This window comes from Acinetobacter sp. UBA3132 (genome assembly GCF_002364825.1).
GTDB classification, from domain to species: domain Bacteria; phylum Pseudomonadota; class Gammaproteobacteria; order Pseudomonadales; family Moraxellaceae; genus Acinetobacter; species Acinetobacter schindleri.
Map to the genome: position 1 here is coordinate 1 of NZ_DEZM01000168.1, position 4,841 is coordinate 4,841.

At 40.8% G+C, this 4,841-nt stretch carries 5 protein-coding genes and 1 tRNA gene; 5 read left to right on the forward strand and 1 reads right to left on the reverse strand.

The features are described from left to right. Positions 1-378: 378 nt before the first annotated feature. From B4033_RS09045 to B4033_RS09055, 3 genes are all read left to right on the forward strand, one after another. Complete coding sequence (locus B4033_RS09045; RefSeq protein WP_004814962.1) at positions 379-1,368, forward strand: LysR family transcriptional regulator; 990 nt, start codon at positions 379-381, stop codon at positions 1,366-1,368. 127 nt (positions 1,369-1,495) lie between these two features. Further along, positions 1,496-2,821 (forward strand): hemolysin family protein, encoded by a 1,326-nt coding sequence (locus tag B4033_RS09050; RefSeq protein ID WP_071320253.1) that lies wholly within the window; start codon positions 1,496-1,498, stop codon positions 2,819-2,821. Between the two features lie 61 nt (positions 2,822-2,882). Beyond that, positions 2,883-3,164: a hypothetical protein gene (locus B4033_RS09055; RefSeq protein WP_004892033.1), complete on the forward strand. Its 282-nt coding sequence runs from the start codon at positions 2,883-2,885 to the stop codon at positions 3,162-3,164. Positions 3,165-3,197: 33 nt separating this feature from the next. Here B4033_RS09055 and B4033_RS09060 read toward each other — a convergent pair whose 3' ends face one another. Then, positions 3,198-3,704 (reverse strand): hypothetical protein, encoded by a 507-nt coding sequence (locus B4033_RS09060; protein ID WP_071320236.1) that lies wholly within the window; start codon positions 3,702-3,704, stop codon positions 3,198-3,200. Positions 3,705-3,878: 174 nt separating this feature from the next. Between B4033_RS09060 and B4033_RS09065 the strand changes: the two genes are divergently transcribed. Beyond that, on the forward strand, positions 3,879-4,607 hold the full coding sequence (locus B4033_RS09065) for a hypothetical protein (protein ID WP_286833320.1): 729 nt from the start codon (positions 3,879-3,881) through the stop codon (positions 4,605-4,607). Positions 4,608-4,753: 146 nt separating this feature from the next. Continuing rightward, positions 4,754-4,839, forward strand: a tRNA-Leu gene (locus B4033_RS09070). Positions 4,840-4,841 lie beyond the last annotated feature (2 nt).

The window sequence follows — 4,841 nt, forward strand, 5'->3', positions numbered from 1 at the left end:
ACTTAAGTCTTGACTCGCTTGATGACCTGACTTTTTTGGTCTTTTTTGCCAATCTTCCTTTATATTTCCGATAAACTGAATTAATGCCAAACTATATATTTCACATAATTTATCTACTATTAATCATTGACTCATTTCTTGTCTTGAAATCATTTTTCACTTGCCCTGTTTTAACTAAAAATAGGTATCCAGTTTGATCCGGTAATTGACCAAATTGACAGAAAAAACCCAGACTTGATTAATAGACTCCTCTTGCTTGAAAATGAATAAAAACTGCTATAAATTCGGTGGCTTTTTTTTCATCGGTCACGTACACAAGCCGCAGTACTTATGGCATAATCACTATAATTTCATGATTTTATTTTCGGTATTTTTTTTATGAATCTGGAGCGGGTCGATCTCAATCTATTAATTTATCTTGATGTACTTCTTCGCGAAAAAAATGTCACACGTGCAGCTGAGCAACTTGGCGTGACCCAGCCTGCCATGAGTAACATTTTGCGTCGTCTGCGCAATTTATTTAATGATCCCCTCCTGATCCGTTCTTCTGAAGGGATGACACCGACTGAACGGGCACTCGAACTGCAGCCACGTATTCGCGATGCCCTGTCTGACCTGTCCATGATTCTGGAACCCCGTACCGAGTTCCGCCCTTATACCTCAAATCGTGTATTCCGTATCATGACTTCAGATTATGCTGAAGCGACGCTGGTACCGCGCCTGGTCAAAGCTTTACGCTCTGAAGCACCCAATGTAGTTCTAGACTTCCTGACACCAAGTGATGTGTCTTATCGTGACATGGAACAAGGTAAGGTTGACCTGGCGATTAACCGGTTTAATGAAATTCCGCAAAGTTTCCATCAGGTACTGGTGTGGCGTGACAGCTTTTCTTGTCTGTTAAATAATAAACATCCTGCTGCTGGTAACCTGAATCTGAAAAGCTATTTAGATGCACAGCATATCTGGGTATCTAAAACCGGCATGGGCGTGGGTTTCGGGGTTAATCCTGAAAAGCAGGCCGGACTTGGCTGGATTGATCAGGCGCTGGAACGTATTGGGCAAAAACGTAAGATTTCAGTATTTACCCGTCACTATCAGATGCCGGGACTTTTGGCGTCAAATGTAGATCTGGTAGCAACGCTACCAACCCGTATTGCCCGCCTGCAAGCCAAGAACCATAATTTGCTACTTAAAGATCCACCCTTCTATATTCCTGAATTTGAACTGAAGATGGCATGGTGTCCATTACTGCATCATCATCCGGCACATCGCTGGTTGCGTCAGCTGATTTTGTATGTAGCGCGCCAGATGATTGAAGAAGAGAATCGTGAATTTATGCAGAATAATTCGCAATTTTCACCTTATTAAAATGAATTTCACATAAATTATTATTTTTTAAGCTTATACTGTAAGGACTTGAGATCTGTTTTTACACCTCAAGTCCTTTTTTGTGTTAAAAATATTCCAAGATAATATCAATCCACAGGTGGATTACGTGAGCCTCTTTCAAAACATCGTGATTATCTTAATACTCATCGCGGGGGCTGGTTTTTTATCACTGACTGAAATCGCGCTCGCAGGTGCCCGTAAGGTCAAACTTAAAATTTTGGCCGAATCAGGCGACGTCCGTGCCCAGAAAGTGCTGGATTTACAGGAAAACTCAGCAGACTTCTTTGCTGCCTCCCAAATTGGCTTAAATGCTGTCGCCATTCTCGGCGGTATTCTGGGTGAAGGGGCTTTCCGTCCTTATATCGCCGAATTTGTCTCGCGTATATATGATGGTCCTTGGACCGAGAACATCAGCTTTGCCTTATCTTTCACTCTGGTGACTTCATTATTCATTCTGTTTGCCGATCTGATGCCAAAACGCCTGGCAATGATTGCACCGGAAAAAATTTCAGTCGCAGTTATCAACCCGATTCAAATTTTTATTAAAATCTGCAAGCCGTTGGCTTGGATAATTAATGCCATTGCCAATCTGTTGTTCCGGTTATTCAAAGTCAATACGATCCGGGATGACAATATCACCTTTGCAGATATTTCTGCGGTGATGGATGCCGGTGCTCAGGCTGGCGTACTACAAAAGCAGGAACACCACTTTATTGAAAACGTGTTTGAACTTGAAGAACGTAATGTTCCTTCCAGTATGACCACACGTGAAAATGTGGTGTTCTTTACCCTGACTGAAGCTGAAGACAGTATTCGTCAAAAGCTGGCGCAATATCCTTATTCCAAATTTCTGGTCTGTAATGAAAATATCGACCAGGTAATTGGCTATGTCGATGCCAAAGACATTCTGGTCCGTATTCTCAACAACCAGAAAATCAATCAGCTGAATGAATCTACCATTCGTAATGTGTTGATGATTCCGGACACTCTGACCTTATCCGAACTTCTGGACCGCTTCCGTTCGAGCAAAGAAAAGTTTGCAGTGGTCATTAACGAATATGCACTTGTCGTGGGTGTGATTACCCTGTCTGACATCATGATTACCGTAATGGGTGACTGGGTAACACCAATGGAAGAAGATCAGCAGATCTTTAAACGTGATGCTGATTCATGGCTGATTGAAGGCAGTACGCCAATTGAAGACATGAAACATGCCTTAGGCATTGATGAAATGCCAGATGAAGAAAATTATGAAACGCTGGCTGGTTTTATGATGTATAAGCTGCGCAAGATTCCACGTCCGGCTGATATCGTGATTCATGCAGGTTATAAATTTGAAGTTGTGGATGTCGATCATTTCAAAATTGACCAGTTGCTGGTGACTCGCTTACTGGAACCCAATAAAAATAATATTGAGGAAGAATCAGATTAATCTGATTCTTCTACAGACGTTACACTAAAAAAAAGAATATAAAAATTGAAAGGATGAATCGATGTCTATTTCTGCCCTACTTGCGTGTTTTAGTTTTTATTCTGCGCTGTATCTAATTTATTTTTTCTTTGCCAAACAGCAAAATGCGCTATTTTTATTTTTAGCGGTAGGATTACTGATTTTCGCCTGCATGATCACACCGTATAGCTATGAAAGACGTCGAAAAAGTTACGACAACACCATGTCATTTGAACCTTTTTGGGCAATTTATCCTCTAATCACATGGTGGCGCTTATTTATTTGGCCTGTACGCGGTTTATTGCGCTGGATTTATGACCATTAAAAAAAGCACCTTTAGATGCTTTTTTATTTTGAATCAGTATTTGCTGATCAATACATCTAATACTGCCTGGTAGTGAATACGAATATCATCTTCCAGAATTTTATAGGCATTATCGAACTGCACCATAGGCCAGCCTTCTTTCCAGAATGGGAAAATATTATGCAGGTCATGCGTCACGATTGCATCTTCACGCACAATAGCCTGAGCGATCTGTGCCAATACAAATGCAGTTTCCGCACCATCAATCGCCAGGTAATCAATACCACGCGCCTTTAAAATACGGATACGGTCTTTCTTGTAACGAATCTTTTTGATCTGAGCTTCATTCAAGTGAAGCGCGATAGACACTGCTTCAACAAATTTTTCTTCAAATGACTGATGCAATTTAACCAGCGCCTGTTTATGCGCTTCCTGACGACCCGCTTTACCACCCTGACGAATAGCTTCTTTCGCTTCGGTATCTAATTCATCGTTTTTCATTGCCTGTAACAGATCCAGAATTTCGATGTCGCTTAAAGTCTCAGGAGATTGATCAGTCATGAACTGCCCTTACAAATAATATTTACAATAGGCTATTTTCGCATAATTCCCGGACAAAAAGACAAAATCCTGTTGCAAGTGAGATGATTTAATTACGCATTGCAATTTTTCGGAAAAATTCAGCAATTTACTTTATAGTAATCTTACTCATCCATCTCCTGCCCGACTTCATACATGCAAAACCAACAAGTCAATGTGCTGCTTCAGCAACTTCAGCGGCTCTATCCAGCGGCTTTTAAGCACAATTACCTGTTTTATAGCCAGATCAAGACCAGAGGTGTACTGGATGACCGTCGTGAATTTATTCCCTGGCTATTGGCGAGCATGATTTTTGTGCCAATCAGTTTCGTACTGAAAGATATTTTCCTGAGTAATTTTACTGAGCTGAGTAACTTTCAGGCACAAGCCTATGCCATTCTGGCAATTCTTTTATTCTTGATGGTGATTGTCCCTTTGGTCATTAAACAGATTCGACATTCTTCGCATTCACTTTATCAACTATTACGACATAGTCCTGTCAAGCTTGCTGTAATCGTTATTCTGTCTGCCCTGAATATTCAATTTTTACAAAGTCAGTTTGTGATGTGGGCGCTCCTGTTCTTTGGTGTCAGTTTTGGCTTTGTGCGTTTTTATAAGGAAAATCTGTTTCGTCAAAACAGTCAGGACAGTGAATATTATCAGCTGCATCAACTGCGTCGTGTGTGTTTCTGGGCATACAAACAAAGCCTGAGAACCCGATTAAAACTCTATATGACTTCGGCTCAAAGTCCTGAATATGAAGTACTCGAGCGTCAGCTAAACCGCTATGCCGACTTATATAGCCAGTTATTCAAATCTGAACACCAGTACTGTAAAAGCATTAAACATATTGATGTGGACAGTTATCTGGATGAAATGCTGTAAATCGATTAATTTATTGAAATTTAAAGCTTTGAATAACATCAGCTTTGCTTTCTTTTAAATTTTAATGGCTAAATTGCCTGAAAATAAAACAAATAATAAGAAATCATCTTGCCAAGTTCTCGCTGCTCATCTATGATGGCGCGCATGCCCGAGTGGTGAAATCGGTAGACACAGGGGATTTAAAATCCCCCGCCCACAAAGCGTGCCAGTTCGAGTCTGGCCTCGGGCACCATT

Coding starts and splice junctions, on each gene's coding strand:
- B4033_RS09055 (WP_004892033.1), top strand. CDS start 2,883: ATGTCTATTTCTGCCCTACTTGCGTGTTTTAGTTTTTATTCTGCGCTG.
- B4033_RS09060 (WP_071320236.1), bottom strand. CDS start 3,704: ATGACTGATCAATCTCCTGAGACTTTAAGCGACATCGAAATTCTGGAT.
- B4033_RS09065 (WP_286833320.1), top strand. CDS start 3,879: ATGCAAAACCAACAAGTCAATGTGCTGCTTCAGCAACTTCAGCGGCTC.
- B4033_RS09045 (WP_004814962.1), top strand. CDS start 379: ATGAATCTGGAGCGGGTCGATCTCAATCTATTAATTTATCTTGATGTA.